The sequence below is a fragment of the Kribbella sp. NPDC002412 genome (genome assembly GCF_053592935.1).
On record NZ_JBSFBL010000001.1, the window covers coordinates 73,387 to 93,383 of the forward strand.

General features: G+C 66.2%; 31 protein-coding genes. 15 read left to right on the forward strand and 16 right to left on the reverse strand.

Annotation, left to right across the window (positions count from 1 at the left end; genetic code table 11):
- Positions 1-87: 87 nt before the first annotated feature.
- Positions 88-774, forward strand: coding sequence for an SDR family oxidoreductase (locus tag ACWCOV_RS00375; RefSeq protein ID WP_449827032.1), 687 nt, complete (start codon positions 88-90; stop codon positions 772-774).
- Positions 775-835: 61 nt separating this feature from the next.
- Here ACWCOV_RS00375 and ACWCOV_RS00380 read toward each other — a convergent pair whose 3' ends face one another.
- Positions 836-1,216 (reverse strand): nuclear transport factor 2 family protein, encoded by a 381-nt coding sequence (locus ACWCOV_RS00380; RefSeq protein WP_449827033.1) that lies wholly within the window; start codon positions 1,214-1,216, stop codon positions 836-838.
- 219 nt (positions 1,217-1,435) lie between these two features.
- Here ACWCOV_RS00380 and ACWCOV_RS00385 point away from each other — a divergent pair, with 219 nt between their 5' ends.
- Together ACWCOV_RS00385 and ACWCOV_RS00390 are read left to right on the forward strand one after the other, a co-directional pair.
- Entirely contained in the window at positions 1,436-2,659 is a 1,224-nt protein-coding gene (locus ACWCOV_RS00385; protein WP_449827034.1) for an MFS transporter, read from the forward strand.
- 4 nt (positions 2,660-2,663) lie between these two features.
- Positions 2,664-3,038 carry a GNAT family N-acetyltransferase gene (locus ACWCOV_RS00390; protein WP_449827035.1) on the forward strand — a complete coding sequence of 125 codons (375 nt, stop codon included), beginning with the start codon at positions 2,664-2,666 and terminating at the stop codon, positions 3,036-3,038.
- Positions 3,039-3,072: 34 nt separating this feature from the next.
- Here the strand turns inward: ACWCOV_RS00390 and ACWCOV_RS00395 are convergent, their stop codons facing one another.
- A complete protein-coding gene (locus tag ACWCOV_RS00395) occupies positions 3,073-3,396 on the reverse strand; it encodes a hypothetical protein (RefSeq protein ID WP_449827036.1) in 324 nt (107 codons plus the stop codon).
- 244 nt (positions 3,397-3,640) lie between these two features.
- Here ACWCOV_RS00395 and ACWCOV_RS00400 point away from each other — a divergent pair, with 244 nt between their 5' ends.
- Positions 3,641-4,438, forward strand: coding sequence for a GNAT family N-acetyltransferase (locus ACWCOV_RS00400; protein ID WP_449827037.1), 798 nt, complete (start codon positions 3,641-3,643; stop codon positions 4,436-4,438).
- Between the two features lie 81 nt (positions 4,439-4,519).
- Positions 4,520-4,834 (forward strand): Rid family hydrolase, encoded by a 315-nt coding sequence (locus tag ACWCOV_RS00405; protein ID WP_449827288.1) that lies wholly within the window; start codon positions 4,520-4,522, stop codon positions 4,832-4,834.
- A 17-nt stretch (positions 4,835-4,851) separates the two neighbouring features.
- On the opposite strand, the gene ACWCOV_RS00410 is transcribed toward ACWCOV_RS00405, so the two are convergent.
- Positions 4,852-5,490 (reverse strand): TetR/AcrR family transcriptional regulator, encoded by a 639-nt coding sequence (locus ACWCOV_RS00410; RefSeq protein WP_449827038.1) that lies wholly within the window; start codon positions 5,488-5,490, stop codon positions 4,852-4,854.
- A 181-nt stretch (positions 5,491-5,671) separates the two neighbouring features.
- Between ACWCOV_RS00410 and ACWCOV_RS00415 the strand changes: the two genes are divergently transcribed.
- The 3 genes from ACWCOV_RS00415 (at position 5,672) to ACWCOV_RS00425 (ending at position 7,990) form a co-directional block, all read left to right on the forward strand.
- Positions 5,672-6,112, forward strand: a complete 441-nt coding sequence (locus tag ACWCOV_RS00415) for a DUF5709 domain-containing protein (RefSeq protein ID WP_449827039.1) — start codon at positions 5,672-5,674, stop codon at positions 6,110-6,112.
- A gap of 551 nt (positions 6,113-6,663) precedes the next feature.
- Positions 6,664-7,527, forward strand: coding sequence for an alpha/beta fold hydrolase (locus tag ACWCOV_RS00420; protein WP_449827040.1), 864 nt, complete (start codon positions 6,664-6,666; stop codon positions 7,525-7,527).
- A gap of 160 nt (positions 7,528-7,687) precedes the next feature.
- Entirely contained in the window at positions 7,688-7,990 is a 303-nt protein-coding gene (locus ACWCOV_RS00425; RefSeq protein ID WP_449827041.1) for a DUF427 domain-containing protein, read from the forward strand.
- Positions 7,991-8,114: 124 nt separating this feature from the next.
- On the opposite strand, the gene ACWCOV_RS00430 is transcribed toward ACWCOV_RS00425, so the two are convergent.
- A complete protein-coding gene (locus ACWCOV_RS00430) occupies positions 8,115-8,654 on the reverse strand; it encodes a sigma-70 family RNA polymerase sigma factor (RefSeq protein ID WP_449827042.1) in 540 nt (179 codons plus the stop codon).
- A 460-nt stretch (positions 8,655-9,114) separates the two neighbouring features.
- Here ACWCOV_RS00430 and ACWCOV_RS00435 point away from each other — a divergent pair, with 460 nt between their 5' ends.
- Both ACWCOV_RS00435 and ACWCOV_RS00440 read left to right on the forward strand, forming a co-directional pair.
- Complete coding sequence (locus ACWCOV_RS00435; RefSeq protein ID WP_449827043.1) at positions 9,115-9,279, forward strand: hypothetical protein; 165 nt, start codon at positions 9,115-9,117, stop codon at positions 9,277-9,279.
- Positions 9,227-9,592: a uracil-DNA glycosylase family protein gene (locus ACWCOV_RS00440; RefSeq protein WP_449827044.1), complete on the forward strand. Its 366-nt coding sequence runs from the start codon at positions 9,227-9,229 to the stop codon at positions 9,590-9,592. Before ACWCOV_RS00435 ends, ACWCOV_RS00440 begins: the two co-directional genes overlap by 53 nt.
- Positions 9,593-9,770: 178 nt before the next feature.
- Here the strand turns inward: ACWCOV_RS00440 and msrA are convergent, their stop codons facing one another.
- The 3 genes from msrA to ACWCOV_RS00455 form a co-directional block, all read right to left on the reverse strand.
- Positions 9,771-10,322 carry a peptide-methionine (S)-S-oxide reductase MsrA gene (gene msrA, locus ACWCOV_RS00445; protein WP_449827045.1) on the reverse strand — a complete coding sequence of 184 codons (552 nt, stop codon included), beginning with the start codon at positions 10,320-10,322 and terminating at the stop codon, positions 9,771-9,773.
- Complete coding sequence (gene msrB / locus ACWCOV_RS00450) at positions 10,319-10,810, reverse strand: peptide-methionine (R)-S-oxide reductase MsrB (RefSeq protein WP_449827046.1); 492 nt, start codon at positions 10,808-10,810, stop codon at positions 10,319-10,321. Before msrB ends, msrA begins: the two co-directional genes overlap by 4 nt.
- A gap of 131 nt (positions 10,811-10,941) precedes the next feature.
- Positions 10,942-11,196: a hypothetical protein gene (locus ACWCOV_RS00455; protein WP_449827047.1), complete on the reverse strand. Its 255-nt coding sequence runs from the start codon at positions 11,194-11,196 to the stop codon at positions 10,942-10,944.
- A gap of 218 nt (positions 11,197-11,414) precedes the next feature.
- On the opposite strand from ACWCOV_RS00455, the gene ACWCOV_RS00460 reads away from it, so the two are divergent.
- Positions 11,415-12,332 (forward strand): NADP-dependent oxidoreductase, encoded by a 918-nt coding sequence (locus ACWCOV_RS00460; RefSeq protein ID WP_449827048.1) that lies wholly within the window; start codon positions 11,415-11,417, stop codon positions 12,330-12,332.
- A 125-nt stretch (positions 12,333-12,457) separates the two neighbouring features.
- On the opposite strand, the gene ACWCOV_RS00465 is transcribed toward ACWCOV_RS00460, so the two are convergent.
- The 5 genes from ACWCOV_RS00465 to ACWCOV_RS00485 are packed head-to-tail and all read right to left on the reverse strand — an operon-like array spanning position 12,458 to position 14,468.
- Entirely contained in the window at positions 12,458-12,721 is a 264-nt protein-coding gene (locus tag ACWCOV_RS00465) for a hypothetical protein (RefSeq protein WP_449827049.1), read from the reverse strand.
- The gene (locus ACWCOV_RS00470) at positions 12,667-13,017 is read right to left on the reverse strand and encodes a hypothetical protein (RefSeq protein ID WP_449827050.1); all 351 of its coding nucleotides are present in this window, start codon (positions 13,015-13,017) and stop codon (positions 12,667-12,669) included. Before ACWCOV_RS00470 ends, ACWCOV_RS00465 begins: the two co-directional genes overlap by 55 nt.
- The gene (locus tag ACWCOV_RS00475; protein ID WP_449827051.1) at positions 12,911-13,321 is read right to left on the reverse strand and encodes an FAD-binding oxidoreductase; all 411 of its coding nucleotides are present in this window, start codon (positions 13,319-13,321) and stop codon (positions 12,911-12,913) included. Before ACWCOV_RS00475 ends, ACWCOV_RS00470 begins: the two co-directional genes overlap by 107 nt.
- Before the next feature lie 47 nt (positions 13,322-13,368).
- Positions 13,369-13,965, reverse strand: coding sequence for a sulfite oxidase-like oxidoreductase (locus ACWCOV_RS00480; RefSeq protein WP_449827052.1), 597 nt, complete (start codon positions 13,963-13,965; stop codon positions 13,369-13,371).
- A complete protein-coding gene (locus ACWCOV_RS00485; protein WP_449827053.1) occupies positions 13,965-14,468 on the reverse strand; it encodes a Dps family protein in 504 nt (167 codons plus the stop codon). Before ACWCOV_RS00485 ends, ACWCOV_RS00480 begins: the two co-directional genes overlap by 1 nt.
- 136 nt (positions 14,469-14,604) lie before the next feature.
- Between ACWCOV_RS00485 and ACWCOV_RS00490 the strand changes: the two genes are divergently transcribed.
- Positions 14,605-14,754 carry a hypothetical protein gene (locus tag ACWCOV_RS00490; protein WP_449827054.1) on the forward strand — a complete coding sequence of 50 codons (150 nt, stop codon included), beginning with the start codon at positions 14,605-14,607 and terminating at the stop codon, positions 14,752-14,754.
- A complete protein-coding gene (locus ACWCOV_RS00495) occupies positions 14,754-15,614 on the forward strand; it encodes a universal stress protein (RefSeq protein WP_449827055.1) in 861 nt (286 codons plus the stop codon). The genes ACWCOV_RS00490 and ACWCOV_RS00495 overlap by 1 nt, the downstream gene beginning before the upstream one ends.
- Before the next feature lie 37 nt (positions 15,615-15,651).
- Here the strand turns inward: ACWCOV_RS00495 and ACWCOV_RS00500 are convergent, their stop codons facing one another.
- Positions 15,652-16,401 carry a hypothetical protein gene (locus ACWCOV_RS00500; protein WP_449827056.1) on the reverse strand — a complete coding sequence of 250 codons (750 nt, stop codon included), beginning with the start codon at positions 16,399-16,401 and terminating at the stop codon, positions 15,652-15,654.
- A gap of 265 nt (positions 16,402-16,666) precedes the next feature.
- Here ACWCOV_RS00500 and ACWCOV_RS00505 point away from each other — a divergent pair, with 265 nt between their 5' ends.
- Positions 16,667-17,641, forward strand: coding sequence for a universal stress protein (locus tag ACWCOV_RS00505; RefSeq protein ID WP_449827057.1), 975 nt, complete (start codon positions 16,667-16,669; stop codon positions 17,639-17,641).
- 2 nt (positions 17,642-17,643) lie between these two features.
- Here the strand turns inward: ACWCOV_RS00505 and ACWCOV_RS00510 are convergent, their stop codons facing one another.
- Positions 17,644-17,976: a transaldolase family protein gene (locus ACWCOV_RS00510; protein ID WP_449827058.1), complete on the reverse strand. Its 333-nt coding sequence runs from the start codon at positions 17,974-17,976 to the stop codon at positions 17,644-17,646.
- A gap of 417 nt (positions 17,977-18,393) precedes the next feature.
- Here ACWCOV_RS00510 and ACWCOV_RS00515 point away from each other — a divergent pair, with 417 nt between their 5' ends.
- Entirely contained in the window at positions 18,394-18,744 is a 351-nt protein-coding gene (locus ACWCOV_RS00515) for a DUF488 domain-containing protein (protein WP_449827289.1), read from the forward strand.
- A 23-nt stretch (positions 18,745-18,767) separates the two neighbouring features.
- Here ACWCOV_RS00515 and ACWCOV_RS00520 read toward each other — a convergent pair whose 3' ends face one another.
- Together ACWCOV_RS00520 and ACWCOV_RS00525 are read right to left on the reverse strand one after the other, a co-directional pair.
- Positions 18,768-19,172 (reverse strand): hypothetical protein, encoded by a 405-nt coding sequence (locus ACWCOV_RS00520; protein WP_449827059.1) that lies wholly within the window; start codon positions 19,170-19,172, stop codon positions 18,768-18,770.
- Positions 19,165-19,890 (reverse strand): DUF2249 domain-containing protein, encoded by a 726-nt coding sequence (locus ACWCOV_RS00525; protein ID WP_449827060.1) that lies wholly within the window; start codon positions 19,888-19,890, stop codon positions 19,165-19,167. The genes ACWCOV_RS00520 and ACWCOV_RS00525 overlap by 8 nt, the downstream gene beginning before the upstream one ends.
- Positions 19,891-19,997: the final 107 nt, after the last annotated feature.

The following is a 19,997-nucleotide window of genomic DNA, read 5'->3' on the forward strand; positions in this document are numbered from 1 at the left end:
GCGAAACTGGTCTGGATAGTCCAGAACGAAGTCTGAGATGACTACAGGCCTACCGGCCACCGGCACAACTGGACCAGATAGTCCCAAATGCCGCAGGATGAGCACCACAGTGCATCAAACGATGGGAGCGATGACCATGCCGGCACCGGCAGCTCTGATCACCAACTGCCCGACGACTTACTGGTCCTGCATGCCGGCCTCCGCTCACTCGCTGACACCGACGCGGTGGTGTCCGAGGTCCGCGAACATTTCGGGACTCTGACAACGCTCTTCCTGAACGCCGGCGTCAGCCGTCCCGTCACACTGGACGCCTGCGACGAAGCCGCCTTCGACGAGGTGTTCACCGTCAACACCAAAGGACAGTTCTTCACTCTGGTCAAGACGCTCCCGCACCTGGCCGACGGCGCCTCGATCATTGTCACCGCGGGGATCGGCGCAACGCGCAGCCTGACGGGCAACAGTCTCACTGCCGGGTCTCGAGGTGCCCTGCTGACCATGATCCCGACGCTGGCCCTGGAGCTCGCCCCACGGCGCATCCGAATCAACGCGGTCAGCCCGGGATACACCGACACTCCCATGCTGCGGGCCACGCACGGCATGGGACCCGATGAGGTGGACGCGATGCCGGCCGCCATGGCGGCGAACAATCCCTTCGGTCGCCTCGGCACGCCCGAAGACGTCGCCCAGACCGTCGCGTTCCTGGCCTCGGACGGAGCCGCGTACGTCACCGGGCAAGAGATCGTAGTGGCCGGCGGTGCAGGGCTGGCGGTCTGACCGGCCGGCAGAAAGCCTCGCGGCCCGGCTCCGGGATGGAGCCGGGCCGCGGCATTCCTGGTCAGGTCCCCGGAGCGATCGCACAAGCTGACACGCAGACCCAGGTGCCCTCGCGCTTCTGATACGCGTCCGTGTACAGCGCTTCCTGTTCCGTGCCGTCGGCAAGCATCGTGTAGGTGCTGCGACCATGGATCAACGCGACATCGCTGAGGATGCGGACCTTGACGTCATGGACGGCGAGATCCTTGAAGGGCCGCGGCTTGGCGATGTACTCGAGGAACTCCTCGCGGTTGCGGGTGACGCCCGGAGTCTGCACGACGAAGTCTTCGGCGAGCAACTCGCTGAAGCGCTCGGCATCGCCGGCCTGATCGGCCTCGACGTAGTCGAGGTTCAGTCGTTCGAGGATCGCCAGGTCCTCGGCCGGCTGAATGGTGTCGCTCATTTCCTGCCCCTTTGTGTGTCCGGTCCGGTGGTGGTCATAGGTGTGTCGTGCAAGTGATGGGTGTCGGTCCGCCAGGACGTCTTACCGACACGCACGAACTCGTTCCTCCGCCGCTGCCGGTAAGACAGCACGACGGGATCGACGCTGATCAGAGGTACCAGGACGCCATGGCGGTACTGCGTGGCGCGGGGCAGTCGACCTGGAGAGAGGCACGGCTCGATGCACGACGTGGCACCGGTGATCAATCTGCACCGCCGGGACAGGACGCTCACGCTGGCGTTCGTCTCCGCGGTGATCGCCCTGGTGGCGACGTTCTCCGCGGTGGGGTCGACGATCCCGCTTTTCAACATCTATCGCGCCGAGGAAGGGTTCACCAACGCCGACATCTCGCTGACCGTTGTCGCCTACTCCGCCGCGACTCTCAGCACACTGTTGGTCCTGGGACGGCTGTCCAGTCACGTGGGCCGACGGCCGCTCGCGTTCGCCGGCCTCGGACTGCTCGTACTGGCCTGCCTACTGCTCTTGAACGTGCACGACATCGGCATCCTGCTTGCGGGCTGGCTCCTGATGGGCCTCGGCGCCGGGCTGGGAAGCAGTACCCTCACTGCCTACATCGTCGACGCTGCGCTGACCCGGCCGGCCTGGCTGGCCTCCGTTGCTTCCAGCCAGACAGTCATGCTCGGACTGGCCGTCGGGGCCATCGCGTCCGGTGCCTTGGTCCAGTTCGGGCCGTGGCCACGTGACCTCATCTACCTGGTTGTCATCGGCCTGCTTCTGCTGTCCGCCGCGCTCGTCGCGATCAGCCCGGAGACCGTGGTCTCAGCGCCGGGTGGTTGGCGATCACTGCGCCCGAGCGTTCGCATGCCGGTCCGAGTCAGGCATCTGCTGCCTGTCGCGGCCGCCGTGTTCCTGGCCACCTGGGCGACCGGCGCCTTCTACCAAGCCTTCGTGCCCGCACTGGTCGAGGATCAACTGCACACCGACAACTCACTCATCCTCGGCCTGGTGTTCGCCGCGTACATGGGCCCCAGCGCTCTGGGCGCTCCCTTCGGCGGCCGGTTCTCACCGGCAGCAGCGCAACGTCTCGGCATGATCACCTTCCTGCTCGGGTGGATCGGCATCATCACCGCGATCGCCACCGGAACGCTGGTGCTGTTCATCACCGCAACCGTCGTCGCAGGCGCCAGTCAAGGCATCGCCATCAGCGCGGCCACCCGGGGTCTGCTATACGGCAGCACCTTGTCCGACCGGGCACCAATCTTTGCGGTGGTGTATCTGCTCAGCTACAGCGGCGCGACCGTTCCCAGCCTGATCTCCGCCCGACTCTCCGGCATCTTCTCCGTGCCACACATTTCCCTCGGGTACGGTGGACTCGCCCTCATCGCCACGCTGTTCACGGTCTTCGCCGCACGTAATCCGCAGGCCCAGAATGTGAAAGGTTGAGTTGATGAGCAACGAAGAACCGGCGTCGGTGGCCGAGGAGCTGATCGACAACACCGAGCAAGGCCGCTTCGAGCTCTGCCGCGGTGGTGATCTGGTCGGATGGCTCTACTACACCCGTCTGAGGCCCAACCGGTACGCCCTCCGGCACACCGAAGTCGAGCCGAGTCATCAGCACCAGGGCGTGGCTGGCGCCATGGTACGGCGAGTGCTCGACGAGGTCCGCACCCGCGAGGGCACGATCACCGCAATCTGCCCCTTCGTGGCCGACTACCTCTCGCGTACGACGACGTACGCCGATCTGCTCGACCCGAGGCACCCGGGCTACCCCGACCGCGCCACCGCCGAGGCAGCGCAGGCGAAAGCCGCCGGCAAGAGCTGACGCCGACGGCGATCCAGGCCCGGGCAATCCCGCGTCAGGCCGAGCGGGTCGAATGACCCACGCCATCCCGAGACGCCGTGCGGTCGCGCAGGCACGACGGTTCTGCGGTCGGGCGACCGCGTACAACTCGTCGATCGTCCCGGTTGCGAATGCCCAGCGCATCAAGGCGGAGACTCTCGCGGGCCTCGATCCACGCGCGGAGCAGCAGGCGCATGGCCGGCTTGTTCGGGACCCGGTCCATCGCGGGCGACAGCCACCGTGCCACCTCGGCAGACCCGTAGATCCGCAAGGCGGCGTCCGCGTCAGTCTCGGTCCACTCCCGGATCACGAGCCGGTCGCTTTCGATGATCACTGTCATTTCGCCGTCCTGTCGATCGAGATCTTCCCCACGCCACCGGCTCCCTCGGTCGCCACAAAACAGGCCTGATCAGTCCATTTCAGAGCAAGCAAGCTCGCACAACCTATGCCCAGAATCGGGACTCCTGACAGCTTGCAGTCGAAGAGGGTGGCTGCGATGCGATATCCATCAGAGGACTATATAGTCCTTTCATGGACGCGAGCACCCCGCAGTCCGTTCAGAGCGCAGCACAGAGGAAGTAGCGATGACTGACCAGGTTCTTCGGCCCGACGGAACGGGCTTCTACCTCGCCGGTGGCGAGTTGTCGGTGACCGGCCCGGAAGAGCAGACGATGACCGGCACCCCGCCGGTCGACTTCAGCGTCACCGCGAGCTTGTTCGGCAACGCCGAGCTGGAATTGATGCTGGCCAGCTGGAGCGGCACGCGGACGGACGACCCTGGCATCGTGCGGGAGGAGGAAGGGCACCTGGTCCTGCCGTTGCGAACGCAGCCGGTGATGCTCAACTCGCTTCCGAGCAAGGTGCGGGTGCAGCTGCGTAACGGAGCTGGCCTGCACGAAAGCGAGGGCGCCTGGCGGCTCGTCCTTCGCTTCCGCAACCACGCGGGATCGAGCCTGACCTGGCACGCCAATCTTCCCACCGAGGCGTTCGGTACAGGTTGGCCGGCTCCGTTGGCCGACCTGCTGACCATCGACGACGCGGGGGCGGTTGCGCAAACACCCACCGGCACGCCGGCTTCCCCGACCATCACTGTGGTCCACCACGCAGACGACGAGTACTACGAGCTCCTCGTCGACGGTCAACAGGCCGGGCTCCTCGTCTACCACCTGATCGGCTCGCACCTGTCCATCACGCACACCGTCATCGAACAGACATACCGCGGACGAGGACTTTCGTGGGTCCTGGTCGGCCGCGCTCTCGACGACATCCGCACGCGGTCCGTAACGGTGTCGAACTACTGCGCCGTCGTCAGCCGCTTCATCGAGAAGAACCCGGAGTACGGCGACGTCCTTGGCGCGCCGGGGCCTGCTCCGACCTCGTAACCGAAGGAACGAGCGACCGTGACGGCGAAATCGCAACACCTCGGCACCGTGGGGATCCTACCCGGAACGGTCCAGGTGGTCGTGACCGGCACTTCAGGACTCCGACCTGACGGCACTCGCCCTGTCGACTTCGCCGACGAGGTTCGCCAAGCCTGGAACAACGTGCGCGAAGCTCTGCTCTGCGCCGGCGCGGAGCTCAGCGACATCGTCCAGGTCCGCACCTGGCTGACCGATGCCGAGAACGTCGGTACGTACGGCATGCTCCACAACGAGCTCATCGGGCCCAAGCCGTCGTACGTACTCGTCGTGGTTCCACAGCTGGCCCGTCCGAGCATCCGGGTGCAGATCGATGTCGTCGCCGTCGTCAGGTCGACGGCTTGTCATCAGGACGGGTGAAGGAAGCGCGTGGACGGCTACTTCTTGCCGGCCGGCTTTGCGTACGCCCGGACCGAGTCCATCGCCAGGTCGAGGGCGACCTGCATCGGTCCGGGGTCACGGGCGGCCTGAGCGAGAACGTACCCACCCTGGAGAGCAGCCATGATTCCCGTCGCCAGCGCTTGTGGGTCAGCGGCCTCGGACAGCGTGCCGTTCGACTTCATCCGCTCGAGCGCTCCGGCCAGCAGCGAGATCCAGGATGTCAGGTGCGCCTCGAGATCGATGCGTGCTGCCTCATCCTGGTCGGAGAGCTCGGTCGACAGTGAGCCCAGTTCACAGCCGAGCGCCCCACGGCGCGCCGTGACTCGCTGCAGGATGGCCCGGCACCAGCGATCGAGTCCGCTGAACGAGTCGACCCTGCGGAGGTACTGCTCCTCACGCTCGAGCACCCGGCCGCCCCGCAGTGCGATCACTGCCTGGACCAGGGCGCTCTTGTCGCTGAAGTGCCGGTAGAACTGTGACTTGCTCGTCCCGCTCGCCGCGGTCACCTCGTCGAGCGTGGTCGCCGCGGCACCCTTGAGAGACATCAACTCGTCGGCAGCGGCGACGATCCGGGCTCGCGTGGCCGCGCCGCGGGCGGTCAGGCGGCGATCGAGCTCGTTCACTGTCTCGGACACGAAACGAGCTTATCGGGGCCGAGCAACGATTGCTGCCGCTTCTGGAGATGAACGGTCCACCATCAGGGCAGGATACCCACCTGCCGTCCGTGGTCCTGCTCGACCGGTAAGTACGCGTGCCGTGGCCGACACGAATCCCGTGAGGAGCCGGCACGCCGCCGGCCGGTCGGCAGGAGGACGGATGAGCGAGGTCAGTCGGGAGTATTACGGCAGCTACAGCGTGGACGACGAGGACCAGCTCCAGTTCTCCGACACGCTCGACGGGCGCGGTGTCTCCGACCTTCTCGACGAAGGTTACTCGCCGCCGGAGAGGTGGTCGGCCGGCGAGGGCTTCGGTACCACCGCGGCGGAGGCGTTGCGGGGTGAGACCTTCGAGCAGCGGTTTGCCCAGGAGGAGCCTGATATCGACCCGTACGCCGTACCGCCGGAGTTTGTCGACGGTCCGGAGGTCGGCCGGGAACGCGCCGGACGTCTGGTAGCTCCGGACGAGGGGTCGCACCTCGATCTCGATGAAGAGCTCGTCGCGGCCGACGTCGGGATCGACGGAGGCGCCGCGAGCGCCGAAGAAGCCGCGATCCACGTCGTCGAAGACGAGCCGCTGGAACTCGACGAGGTCAACTGATGAGAACCTTGGTGAACGACGCCCAGCGCGAGCTGACCGTGGTCGAGGACGGGAGTTGCGGAGGTACGAGTTACTCGTCGCAGGCACGACGGTAGGAACCCTCGACTTCCGTGTCCTCGGACGGCGGCGTGTTCTGCGGCACCACGACACTGATCAAGGCAGTCCGGGACGACCTCGTCGCCACGGGCGTCCGGGTGACGAACTACTGCCCTGCACTCGAGCGCTACCGGCGTCGCGTCACGGATCAGTTCGCCGCGGTCGCCGTACAGCATGCCGCGGCCGTCGCTGACGTCTTGCTGACCGCGGCCAAGCCACACTCCGGTGCCGACGCAGCGCGTGCCGGCCGAGCACGAATCGTGGGACGAACTGGAGGGACGCGGCCGTGGCCATACCCCAGTACAAAGGCTTCATCCCGGCCGGAGTTGCCGGTAAGAAACCGATCTGTGGCGGCGGCCAACTCCTACGACCGCGGCTGCCGGACCGATCAGGTCATCCCCAACGACGTCGCTGACCGCTGGATCACGTCCCTGTGGAATGAGTGTGGAGTGCCGATGACGAGTTTTCAGACCGTGTCTGCCGGTGGACTGGAGGTCTTCTACCGCGAAGCGGGGAAGCCGGGAGCGCCGAAACTCCTGCTGCTGGGCGGATTCCCCTCCTCGTCCCACCAGTTCCGGAACCTGATGCCGGCACTTGCCGACAGGTTCCACCTGGTCTCGATCGACTACCCCGGCTTCGGGAACACCGAGATGCCAGATCCGGCGGAGTGGGAGTACACCTTCGACCACCTCGTAGAGATCGTCGACGAAGCATTGCTCGCCATCGACTTCACCGGACCGATGGGGCTGTACATGCAGGACTACGGGGGACCGATCGGGAACCGGCTGATCTCGCTTCATCCGGACTGGCTGCAGTGGCAGGTCATCCAGAACTCCAACATCTACGAGGAGGGGTTCACCGAGATCTGGGACGAGATGCGTCACGCCTTCTGGACCGACCGCAACGCTGAGAACGAAGCGCCGCTCGACGCCTTGCTCGAGCCGGACGCCGTTAAGGCGATCTACCTCACCGGCCACCCCGATCCGGCGAAGATCAGCCCGGACAACTGGAATCTGGATCTGCACTTCCTGGCCCGGCCGAACGCGCGCCGGGTACAACTGGATCTCTTCCACGACTACCGGACGAACGCCGCGCAGTACCCCGCCTGGCAACGGCGGCTGCGCCGTGACCAGCCCAGAACGCTGATCTTCTGGGGTCAGGGCGACATCTTCTTCACCCCGGCCGGCGGCGAGGCCTACCTGCGCGATCTCCCTGACGCGCGACTGGTCCGCCTCGACTCCGGACACTTCGCGACCGAGGACTGCCTGCAGGAGATCGTTGACGGCATCAACAGTTTCTACGACGAGATCGTCAAGTAGTGTCCGGCACCTTCCAGCGAACCACGAGATCGAGCGGCATCGCTGGATCTCGGGCTGCCGGGTGCGGTTGGCGCGACGCACCCGACCCCGGAGGCGGCCGGTAAGGCCGATGCCTCGACAGGACACAGAGTCTGCGAACACCTTTACCGGAAGGACGACAGTGCGTGCGACGATCGACGGCGTTCTACTCGCCGACGCAGACGGTGAACACATCATCTCGATCGAAGGGAATCGATATTTTCCGCCGGACTCGCTGACGATCGGTACCTTGAAGGAGAGCGCAACTCCCTATGTCTGCCCTTGGAAGGGGCAGGCTCGCTACTACAGTGTGGAGACGCCGCACCACCAGTACCTCGACGCTGCATGGTGCTACCCGCATCCCAAGCGGTCGGCGATCGAAACGGTCGGACACGACTTCACCGGGTACGTCGCGTTCGATACCACGCGAGTGGTCGTCGGGTAGACTTGGCCGACGTCCAGCAGTACAGATGCGGGACGAGCAGACGCACAGGACCTCAGTGCTCACGTGCTCACTCACGGCCGCTAGGACGGCATCGACGGACACTCCTGCCCGTCCGCGACGCTGCTCAGGCGATCTGCTGCTCCGGCAGGTAGCCGGCGTCGACCAACGCGGCGCGCAGCTTCCGGCGGGCGTCGAACATCATCTTGTAGATCGCGTTGTGTGTCGCGCCGAGCTGATCGGCGAGCACATCGGTGGGCATGCCGTTCAGCACCAGCGCGACGAAAACCATCCGTTGCTTCGCCGTCAGATTCTCGTCGACGGCGCGACGTACGGCGGTCATCAGGTCCCGGCTCTCGGCATGCGTCTCCGGTTCGATCCCCAGCCGTGCGGGAAGGCGGTCCCAGTCCTCTTCGTCGAACGCGACACCGGCACGTTGCCAGAAGTGCCGGTTGACCTTGGCCGCCACGTCGAAGACCACGAACTTGTACGCCCAGGTGGTGAACTTGCAATCACCGCGGAACGTCTCGACCTTGCCGCAGATCGCCAGAAGTGCATCTGCGGCGGCCTGGTGGGCAATGTCGTCCAACTCCGGGCCGACGAGCCGCAGCTTCGCCGCCCGTCGGCCGGCCTCCGCTCTCGCGGCGCGCAGGAGAACCTCGTACAAGCGCCGGCTCGCTAGCTCACGCCGATCCCCAGAGCTGCTCAAATCGCGAACCCAGGCACGGTTCTCCCGGGCCACCTCTGCGGAAACCACCCGTACCTGCGACAACGACTCGGAACCTTCGCTCTTCATGGATCTCCGGCGATCAGCGGAACGTAGTGATCAACTGTCCGGCACCTCGGTGTGTCGAACGGTGGAACAACAACATGGACGATACCGTCCATTCGCAACTCCGTCCACTCAGCGCCGAGCGACGCGACTCACGTCGAAACAAGCCCAATCACTCACAGATCAGCCCTGGCACCAAGTCGATAACTGGTCGATTCAGTCCTGTTTGTCGCCGCAGCCGACGGCGGCGGCCGGCAACAGGACCGTCACCAACCAGGGTCCGGCCGTGCCAAGGGGTCAGGTCAGTGTCACCAATACGCGTCGGGCACGAGACCCGACCGGACGGGAGATCCGGGTGGACGAACTCACTGCGATACGCCAGGAGATCAGGAACCACGCCTCGAGCGCGTGGGCCAGGGAACGCGGCTACGAGCCGATCTACTCCGCATCGCCGCGCTCGAGGATCGTTGTCATCGGCCAGGCGCCCGGCAAGCAGGCTCAGGACAGCCAGATCCCGTGAAACGACGCCAGCGGCATCAAACTGCGGCAGTGGCTGGGCGTCACCGTTGATGCCGGCCGTTCGTCTCACCGTCCTCGTCGGGAGCTACGCCCAGAAGCACTATCTGGGAACCAGCGCCAAGAAGAACCTCACCGAGACCGTCCGCGCCTATCGAGACTATGCGCCGGACCGGATCCCGCTGGTGCACCCCTCACCCCTGAACTTCCGGTGGCAGGCGAAGAACCCTTGGTTCGAGACGGACGTGATTCCCGCTCTGCAGACCCTGGTCGCGGACGCTGTTCGTAGCGGCCTTCGAACATCACGCCCAGGCTGAGCCCGTTGAATCCGAGTCCGACGATCCGCCTGTCCTCAACCATCCAGCGAAGCACCGTCGATCGCGAAGACCTGAGTCGCACCGTCGGCGTACCGGCTCGCGAGGATGTCCGCGACACCACGGGACCAGGGAGGGTGTGCCCCGTCGCGTCGGCGATGGGCACACCCTCAGGGTCGGATCAGGCGGTGGTGGCGCGCCGCGGCAGCACCCAGTCCGGGCGGACGAAGTGGCAGGTGTAACCGGCGGGGTACTTGATCAGGTAGTCCTGGTGCTCCGGCTCGGCCTCCCAGAACGGACCCGCAGGCTCGATCGTCGTCACGGCCTTGCCCGGCCACAGGCCCGAGGCGTCGACGTCGGCGATCGTGTCGCGAGCGACCGTGTCCTGCTCCGGTGTGAGCGGAAAGATCGCCGAGCGATAACTGGTGCCGATGTCGTTGCCCTGACGGTTCATCGTCGACGGGTCGTGGATCTGGAAGAAGAACGCCAGGATGTCGCGGTACGTCGTCTTCGCCGGGTCGAAGAGGATCTCGACGGCTTCGGCGTGCCCGGGATGATTGCGGTACGTCGCATGGTCGTTCTGCCCGCCCGTGTACCCGACACGCGTCTCGAGTACGCCGGGCTGCTGGCGAATGAGGTCCTCCATACCCCAGAAACACCCGCCGGCGAGGACGGCTGTCTCGGTGCCGGGCTTGCGGGTGACCTGCCCCGTGTCGTCGATTCCACTGGTCATGATGCATGCTCCTCTGTGCGCGTGATGTCGCGGGACGTGTCGGCCGTCTCGAACAGAGACCGGTACTCGCCGTACCCCTGGCTCTCCAGTTCCGAGACCGGAATGAAACGCAGTGCGGCGGAGTTCATGCAGTACCGCTGGCCTCCCGCCGCGGCAGGGCCGTCATCGAAGACATGACCGAGGTGGCTGTCGGCTCCAGCGGATCGCACCTCCGTGCGAGTCATCCAGAGCGACCTGTCCGTAACTGTGCGAACTGCGTCCGCCGCGATCGGCCTGGTGAAGCTTGGCCACCCGGTACCGCTGTCGTACTTGTCGGTCGACGAGAACAGCGGCTGACCGGAGACCACATCCACATAGATCCCGGGCTCGTGGTTGTCCCAGTACTCGTTCCGGAATGCGGGTTCCGTCCCGTCCTTCTGCGTCACGCGGAACTGGCTGTCGGTGAGGCGACTGATCGCCTCCGGAGTCTTCCTGTAGTCGTGTGACACGGTTTCTCCTTTTCTGACGTCGCTGGCTGCGCCGTCACTGGGAACAACATCACAGGCAGTTGATTTGGTCCCGGGTTCCGCAGAACTCGCTGTGACCGCGATCTCAGTTCAGACGGATCAGCCTGATCGGGTCACTGCCCGGTGTCATCCCGGTCGCCGCTGTGCTGATCGGGGTCCCGCACAGCGGCTAGCAGGCCGTCGGCATCTTCCGCGCATGCTTCACAGGCGGCAAGGTGCGCCGCCAGTCCGGGATAGTGCTCGGCGGCGTCGACTCCGGCTGCGAGTAGTTCGGCATAGAGGTGCAGAGCAGCCATCGCCTCGTCACACCCGACGTCGTTCGGGTCGGTGGTGAGGAATCGCTCGAGCCCCTCCCTCCACCCGGTCAATGACTTTCACCTCTACCTGTTGATCAGAATCCGTCGGTGCTCTGTACAGATATCCGTTGGTGGTTGGACAGGCACGGATCTTACGGCCCGCATCGAAGCAATTTCGCGATGTGCCCAACTTCCATCCCTCGCGTGGTAAGACGTCGAGGGTGTGGCGCCGCGAATGCTTACGAGCCGAAAGTGCCGCGTAGGCAAAGACCGGAACAAGGAGGTGCCTGATGAGGGCGATCGTGGTGACGGACCAGGCAGCGGGGACGGCAGGAATGACGCTGGCGGAGCGTCCCGAGCCACCGGCGGCGATCAACGACGTCGTCGTCGAGGTTCATGCCTCGGGCTACGTGCCGACCGAGTTGGAGTGGCCCTCGACCTGGACCGACCGTGCCGACCGGGACCGATCACCGTCGATCCCCGGGCACGAACTGGCCGGAGTGGTCACCGCGCTCGGCTATGGCACGACTGGGCTGTCCGTGGGACAGCGCGTGTTCGGCCTCGCCGACTGGCATCGCGACGGAACCCTGGCGGAGTACGTGGCGATCGAGGCACGCAACCTCGCACCACTCCCGGGCGACGTCGACTTCACCGTCGGCGCGAGCCTGCCGATCTCCGGACTGACCGCCTGGCAGGGACTGTTCCAGCACGGCCGCCTTCAATCCGGGCAGACCGTCCTCGCACACGGTGCAGCCGGCGCGGTCGGCACCATGGTGACGCAACTCGCCCGCGAGGCCGGTGCGTACGTCATCGGCACCGGACGCGCCGCCGACCGGGAGAAGGCGCTCGACTACGGCGCGAACGAGTTCGTCGACCTCGCCAACGACTCGCTCGAGGACATCGGGCAGGTCGATCTGGTGTTCGATGTCATCGGCGGCGACATCCAGAAGAGGTCCGCGGCCCTGATCAAGACCGGAGGAATGCTGGTCACCGTCGTCGGACCACCGGAGTCACGGCCCGCGGACGGCCTGGCGATCGACTTCGTCGTCGAGGCCGATCGCGCCCAGCTGACCGAGGTCGTCCAGCGCGTGCGGGACGGGCGACTGCGGACGAACATCGGTACCGTCACATCTCTCGACGACGCCGTCACCACCCTCAACTCGACCGAGCGGCTCAAGGGGAAGGTCATCATCAGCGTTCGTCCGTAGTACATCTCGTCTGTACTGCGGTGCCGTCGGGCAGGGGTGCTGCAGAAACGGCTGAGGCTGTTCTGCAGCACCCCTCGATGCCTGACGCGAGCGACGGAGTCAGGGAGCGATCTCGAGCTTGGTGATCAGACCGTCGGCGAGGGTGAACCGGCAGATGATGTCGACGACACCGCCGGGGAAGTCACCCTCCAGGTGATTGGTGACGACGTATCGGGAGTCGTCGAACTTCTCAACGTGACTGATCTCGACCGTATAGGTGTACTCGCTGGTCTCGGTCTCCCGCCAGCGGTGGATCTCAAGTCGACGCAGTACATCCCATGGCGTTCGGTGAGCATCAGCAGAATCGTGTCGCAGTCCCTGCATCGCGCCACCGTGCCGGGTCCTGACATGTACACGTCTCGACAAACGCGGTCGGTCCGCAGACATACGTGAGCGGCATGTGACCGGCTGCCCATCCGGACAGACCCAAGAGCATCGGGTCGATGTGTCCGCGATGGCCACGCCAGCTACTCGGGGCCTCACGAGTCAAGGTGATCGAGACATCGATGAGGTCGTCCGCAGACATCTTCATCAGCTCGTCACGGTAGATCAGCAACTCGAGCGAGCGCGCCGAGCACAGTGCCCGGACAGGCGCCCGGCTGCGGATCGCACGGTGATGCCGAAGCATCGCCCGCAGGGGCACCATGCCGGATCCCCCCGCCGACCAGGAACAACGGACCACCGAAGTCGTCGTTCCGGACGAAGTGCCCGCCGATCGGACCACGGAACTCGAGCTCGTCGCCTGCTCGCAACTCGTCCACCAGGTAAGGCGAAACCTCGCCGTCGTCGAGTCGCTCGACGGTGACCGACAGGTACTCGTCCTCCGGCGCCGACGCGATCGAATAGCTCCGTTCCGTCTGATACCCGTCGGGTGCCGTCAGCCGCACATCCACGTGCTGACCTGCACGATGCCCGGGCCAGTCAGGCACGGCGAGCGTGATGGTCTTCACTCGCGGAGTCTCGAAGGTCGTAGAGATCACCGTGCCTGTCTGCCACGTCAGTCGCCGTAGTAGCGCTGCTCTTTCCACGGGTCTCCATAGTTGTGATAGCCGAACATCTCCCAGAAGCCGGGTTGATCGGTGGTGCGCAACTCCAGACCACGGATCCACTTCGCGCTCTTCCAGAAGTAGAGGTGCGGTACCAGCAGTCGCGCCGGCCCGCCATGCTCCGGATCAAGAGGGCGCCCGTCGTACCCGTCGACGATCCATGCCTTCCGACCGCGCAGATCCGCCACCGGAATGTTCGTCGTGTAGCCGCCGTCGGAGAACGCCAGTGCATAGGCCGCCTGGGTCGGCACCGCGTCCAGGAACGTGTCGAGAGACACTCCCGACCAGACCATGTCCAACCTCGTCCACTTCGTCACGCAGTGGATGTCGACGGTGAACGTCTCGCGCGGCAAGGCCTGGAATTCGGTCCACGACCATGAGACCGGCTTGTCGACGGCTCCACGGATCGTGAAGTCCCATGCGTCCAACGGCGTGTACGGGGTCGGGCCGGCCGACAACACCGGGAAGTCCCGCGTGGCGTACTGCCCGGGCGGTACTCGCGAAGAATCCGCAGTACGCCGGCCGACGAACCCTCTGGTGACAGCCATCAGGCCTTCTCACCAAGCTGCATCCGCAACAGCCACTGCTGCTTCTCCAACGCCCCGACCACCCTGACCAGTACGTCCTGCGTCACCAGGTCCGCGGCCCCGATCGACTCGAGTCGCGCCCGGATCCGCTCAGCCACCGCCGCCACCCGCCGGCCCAGCTCCCAGACCACCGCATGGTCAGCCACCGACCGCACCTCCACAGGTGCAACCCGCGACCCGGCCGCCACCGCCGAGCTCTGTCCATCGGGTACGAAACCCAACGTCACCGCACGCTCAGCGACGACATCGGCCAAGTCGCGCCACTCCCCCACCAACTCATCGAGGAACAGATGCACGCCATGAGCGGCCGCCCCGACCACACTCCAGTGCAACTGCTTCCCGACCAGCGACAGATCGATCAGATCCTGCAGCACCACCTGCAACTCCGCACCAACCGCCGCCCGCTCGTTCGGATTCTCCAACGGCGGCAACTGCACCGAATTAGCAACAGCTCCAGTAGACATACCTCCCCAGTGTCACGCCCACCGCCGTACCTTTCCTCCCAATACAAACCAATCGCTGCCAGCCGCACACCGACTCACTCCGGCTCATCACCTCCGGCGTCTCGGACGCCCGCGGGCGAGGGGAGAGATCGCCGGCGTGACCAATCTGCCGATCGACGTGCTGGACGAATCCTGGGTCCAGGCGGCAGCCGACGCTGTCCGGACGCAGTGGGGCCAGGTCGCGCCGGCAATCCTGACCCGCCCGCCCGTCCGGGACTCCCGTACGTTGGACACGAGGAGGATCTGATGGCAGACGGAACGAATGCCTCACCGACCTCCGTGGTCGTGGGAGTCGACGGCTCCGAGCACAGCCGGCGTGCCTTGGAGTGGGCAGCAGGAGAGGCCCGGCTGCGCGCAGCGGTGCTGCGGATCGTGCACGCGCTCCCCGCCGGGCTGACCAGCAGCGGTCGTCCGGATCCGCACGTCGACGCTGCGGCGCGCGGCCTCTCCGACCTCGCCGCACTTGCCACGCGGCTGGATCGCAGGCCCCTGACCGTGACCAACGAGGTTGTCGACGGCCTGCCTGTCAAGGTGCTGATCGAGGAGTCACGCCACTGCGCGCTCCTGGTGATGGGCAGCCGCGGACAGGGCGGCTTCGCGAACTTGCTGCTGGGCTCCACAGCCGTCGAAGTGACGGCGCGGACCGCATGCCCTGTCGTGGTGGTCCCACCAGATGCCGATGGCCAGAACCGATCCGGCGCCGTGATCGTCGGTGTCGACGCTTCCGCCGGCTGCGAGCCGGCGCTGGAGTTCGCCTTCGCTCGTGCCGCACAGCGCCGTGCCCGACTCGTCGCGCTGCAGGCGTGGGACCTTCCGATGCAGTTCAGCGGGCATTCAGAGCCAGAGATCGAACGTCATCGGAGCGACTCGGGGGCTTTGCTGGCACACGCCGTCGCCCCATGGCAGGACCGGTTTCCCGACGTGCCCGTGGAAACGCGCTCAGTCCGAGGACACGTCGTGGCCGAACTCGCAGCGGCATCGGCGGCCGACGGTGAGGTCGTCGTCGTGGGCGGAAGGGGACGATCCGTCGTGGCCGGGGCATTCCTCGGATCAGTGAGCCAAGGCCTCCTTCGCCACGCGTCGGTCCCGGTCGTGATCGCGCGCTGACACCAAGCGGGTCGTCGTACCGCTGGGTGAGCCGGACCTATTTCCCGATCAGACCGTCCCAATCGATCGGGGAACGACCCGCTCCGCTGTCCCCTTGAACGTAGGGCTTGGGGTCTCCTGCAGCTCTGGCACCTGATGCCAGCCATGCCGCCAGGCCGCGGGGGTTTCGGCGCTCGAGCTCATCGAGGTATTCCTGGCGTTCCGCCACGATCCGCAAGCGTTGCACCGACGTGGCACTTTGCAGGGCAGGGAAACTGGCCCGCCATGCCAGAACTAGCTCATCGTCGCTCAGGTCGGCCGGCGCAGTCCGGGCAGATACCTTCTCGGACTTGGGGGAGGAACTGGGCTCCGGCGCAGCGTCCGGCAAGGTCCTGTCGTTCCCCCGCGCGTCGTCGTGGCGTGGGACCGTTGACAAGTAGCCGCGCAGACCGAGCTGATGCAGGCTGAATCGGATGAGGTGCGGCGATCCACCGATCATGAACGCCAGCAACAGCACCGCCGTCGGGGCACCCAGTAGGATCACCAGACCGACGAAGGCCACGCAGCCTGCCCCACTGAGGGCCATGCAGGTCGCCACCACTCGTCGTCCACCCGGTGGGAGCCGAGGGTTGTCGCCGTCAGGGATCAGAACGACCCACGAAAGAACACCGCCGACGATGGCCGCCATCACGAGGGCCGTGATGATTGTCCCTAGCGACAATGTCAATGCGGCCATCACTCCGACCACGCCGAGCAGCCCGCACACGAGCAGCCAGACGACGCGGTAGACGCGTCTCGCACCTTGCACGACGCACCTCCGAACAGTGCTCCATCGGTTTCTTCCTTCACTGCCACCTTGCCTCGCGGCGGCGCTGACCAGTAGGGCTGCAGTCGGCGAACGTCTCGGAGGCGTGATTTCCGGCGCCCGGCAACAACTGGCGCGGGTCGGGCATTCTTGCCGGGCGTCGGCCATGAGGCGGGTCACAGGTTCGCCGGTCGTGGCCATACGCTTTCGCCCACCTCACCGGCACAGTCAGGACCGCAGGCGCCCAGAGCTGAAGGTGAGCGGCAGTATGAGGACATCAAGCGCGGTGAGGTTTCGCGGCCGGCGACCGGTCCTGGTCGGTGTCGACGGCTCGGTGTCCGCCCAGGGAGCACTGGCCTGGGCCGCCGCGGAAGCGTCGTACCGGCACTGCCCACTACAGATCGTTCACACCGTCACCTGGCCGGCAATCGGCAACCCGCTCGACATGACCGGCGCGACACCCATCGGCAACGGCGTTCGGGAGGCGTCCCGGTGGATCCTCGACGAGGCGGAGAACCACGCGCGCCACCTGGCTCCTGGCCTCGTGGTCAGTGCCGAGCTGTTCGTCGCCGGCGCCGCGCCGACGTTGCTGAGCCAGGCAGAGGACGCTGAGCTGGTGGTCGTCGGCAGCCGGGGTCTTGGCGGCTTCCGCGGTCTACTTGTCGGATCGGTGAGCGCGACCCTGGCCGCTCACGCACCCTGCCCGGTCATCGTCGTCCGCCCGCAGCGAGACGGTACGGCGTTCCCTGCCGACCCGACCGGCCGGATCATCGTCGGCGTCGACGGCTCGGAGCTCTCGACCGCCGCGATCCGGTTCGCGCTCAAAGAGGCGGCCCGCCGCCACGTCGGGGTCACCGCCGTACACGTGACCATGCCGCCACGCAGGCAACCGGCCGCGCCCGGCGTCATCATCGACCAGGCAGAACGGCAACTGTTCGACGAGTCGCTTGATCAACTGCGGGTCCCCGGCATCGACCTGCAGGCGAGGGTCGTACACGGCCACCCTGCGCAGGTGCTGATCGACGAATCGCTCGGCGCCGAACTCGTCGTCGTCGGATCGCGCGGCCGGGGAGGCTTCGCCGGCATGCTGCTCGGATCGGTCAGCCACGCTGTCCTGCAACACGCCCACAGTCCGGTTGCAGTGGTTCACGTGCGCCGCACCGCGGCGAACCGGACCGCGCGTCGGTCCACACGCCAACTCACCGCACCACGCCGGCTCCCCGAACTAGAAGAACTGTTGTGACGTCAGCGTCGTACGGCCCAAGTGGCGGCGACGCCGGCCAACTCGGACGGGCCCGCCAGCACGTCGTCGTACGCCGCATCGAAGACCGCGAGGCCGTTCACCTCCAGGGCACGGCCGACGTCGTCCAGGTCGATGCCCAGGGCCACCAATCGCGACATCACTTCCGAGGCTCGCGGGAGGTCGGTGTCGACGGTCCGGCTCAGTGCGCCGTGGTCCTCGAAAGCGGTGACAGTGGCCTCCGGCAAGGTGGTGACGGTGTCGGCGCCGATGAGCTCCTCGACGTAGCGGGTGTCGCGCGCCCCCGGGCGCTTGTTGGACGTCGAGGCCCACAGCAACCGCTGAACGTCTGCGCCCCGGCGACCAACTGGTGCCAACGGTCGCTGGAGAACCGGTCTGTGAACAGCTTGTAGGCCAGCTTGGCCTGGGCCACCGCAGCCTGGCCGCGCAGCGCCAGTGCCTCGGGGGTCCCGATTGCTTCGAGGCGCCGGTCGACCTCGGTGTCGACGCGGCTGGCCGCTGGCAACGGAGATCGCCCGGACCAGCAAACAGGTCAATGCCTTGGACAACATCGTGCTCCCCCAACTCCACGATGAGGCGCACCTCAGCCCGTCCACGTCCCCGAAATCAGCACAGGCGTCTCCTGGAGCCCAACAGCACGAGGACCGGTCCGGCCACTAGATTGAGGATGTGATCACATGCGGCCCGACACGATGAAGGACGAACCCGCCGGCGGCAAAGTATGACGCCGAAAGATCCGGGTTCGCAGAATCTACGACGAACCCGCGACCGACGACGGCATCCGGGTCCTGGTCGATCGCGTGTGGCCCCGCGGGATCCGCAAGGATGCGGCCGGCATCGATGAATGGATCAAAGACGTCGCACCGTCCACGGAGCTCCGCAAGTGGTACGGCCACATCCCGGAAAGGTTCGCGCAGTTCGAGGCACGCTATCGCGACGAACTGGCAACAGACACCGCAGGAGCGGCCCTGGACCACCTGCGAACGCTGGCAGAACGCGACACCCTGACCTTGGTGACGGCGACCAGGGACGTCGACCACAGCCAGGCCGCAGTCCTTGCCCGGCGCCTGCAGGAGCCACGCTGAGTGGCAGGTCAGCTCCGAGCCTGCTAACCCCGGCGCTTCCTGATCTGCAGGCCCGGACGGCGTCGATGAATGGTCAGGTAGGACAGGCCGTCGTTGCCCGCGGTGACGTTGCGGGTCGCGCCGCGAGGCAACCAAACGACGTTGCCGTCGGCAAGAACCTGCTCGCCGTCAGGGGTGCCTATCGTGCCGCCACCCGCGACGACGACGAGGACGACGTCAAGATCGGGCTCGACGTGGGTGTCCACGCGGTGCCCGGCAGGCAGATGGATGAGGTTTGCGTCGAGCTGGCGTCCTGGCTCGGCGAGCGTCCACCGCGCGCCCGACGGCACGGTCGAGTCATCGACGAGTTCGTTGACGTCCACCAGAACCCGCACCGTCGGCTGCTCCGGCAACGCGACGCCTGGAGCGACCGGCGACGCCTCAGACATCAGCAGCGACCTTGCCGATCCGGACGCGCCATTCCTCCGGCCCGGTCTGCAGGTAGTCCCAGCTGACAGCGCCACGGTGGATGGCTTCGAACTCCCGGCGTAACGGCTTGGGGTCGTGGTTGTTGACCAGGATGAACGCCTCTCCGGGCGCCAGCCGCGCGTAGTGAGCGAAGACCCGTGGGTGGCGTCCACCTCGCGCGATGTTCCGTACGTCGATGACCGCCGGCTGTTCGGCATCCGTCCCCGCGAGGTAGGCCCGCACGTCAGCGGCCAGCAGCACGGGGTCCACGCCCGGCAGGCCGGCGATCGCAGGGAGCAGCACCGACGCCTCGATCCGGAGGTGAACATCCAAGGCCGCCGCGATCATCACGCCGAGCCTGGCCGTGTCAACCGGGCCGGCCGCCGTCAGTTCGTCGATCTGCGCGTCGAGTGCTGCGGCGCCGACTCGGAGAGCGTCGACCAGGAGCCGGGTCTCGTCGTCCCCGGCCGCGGGCGCGTACAGGTCCCGCTCCGCGGTCACCAAGTACCGACGCACCTCATGGAGACAGTAGTCCGTCAACTCGGCCGACCGTGGTTGAGCACCACCGGCACCCGTCTGCGCCGCAGTCAACTCCGCCAGGCCGGATCGCAACCGCTCATGGGCCTCTCGGATCGCGCCACGGGCAATGACGTCCGGATCGGTCTCGGTCGCCTGGATGAAGATCTCCGAAGCCGGCATGCTGCCACTCCCCTCAGCTGGTTTTCTATAATTATTACATGTGATATTTGTAGTAAATACAAGACGCTGTGAGGGAGCCGACTGTGACGTACGTGATCGCGTTGCCA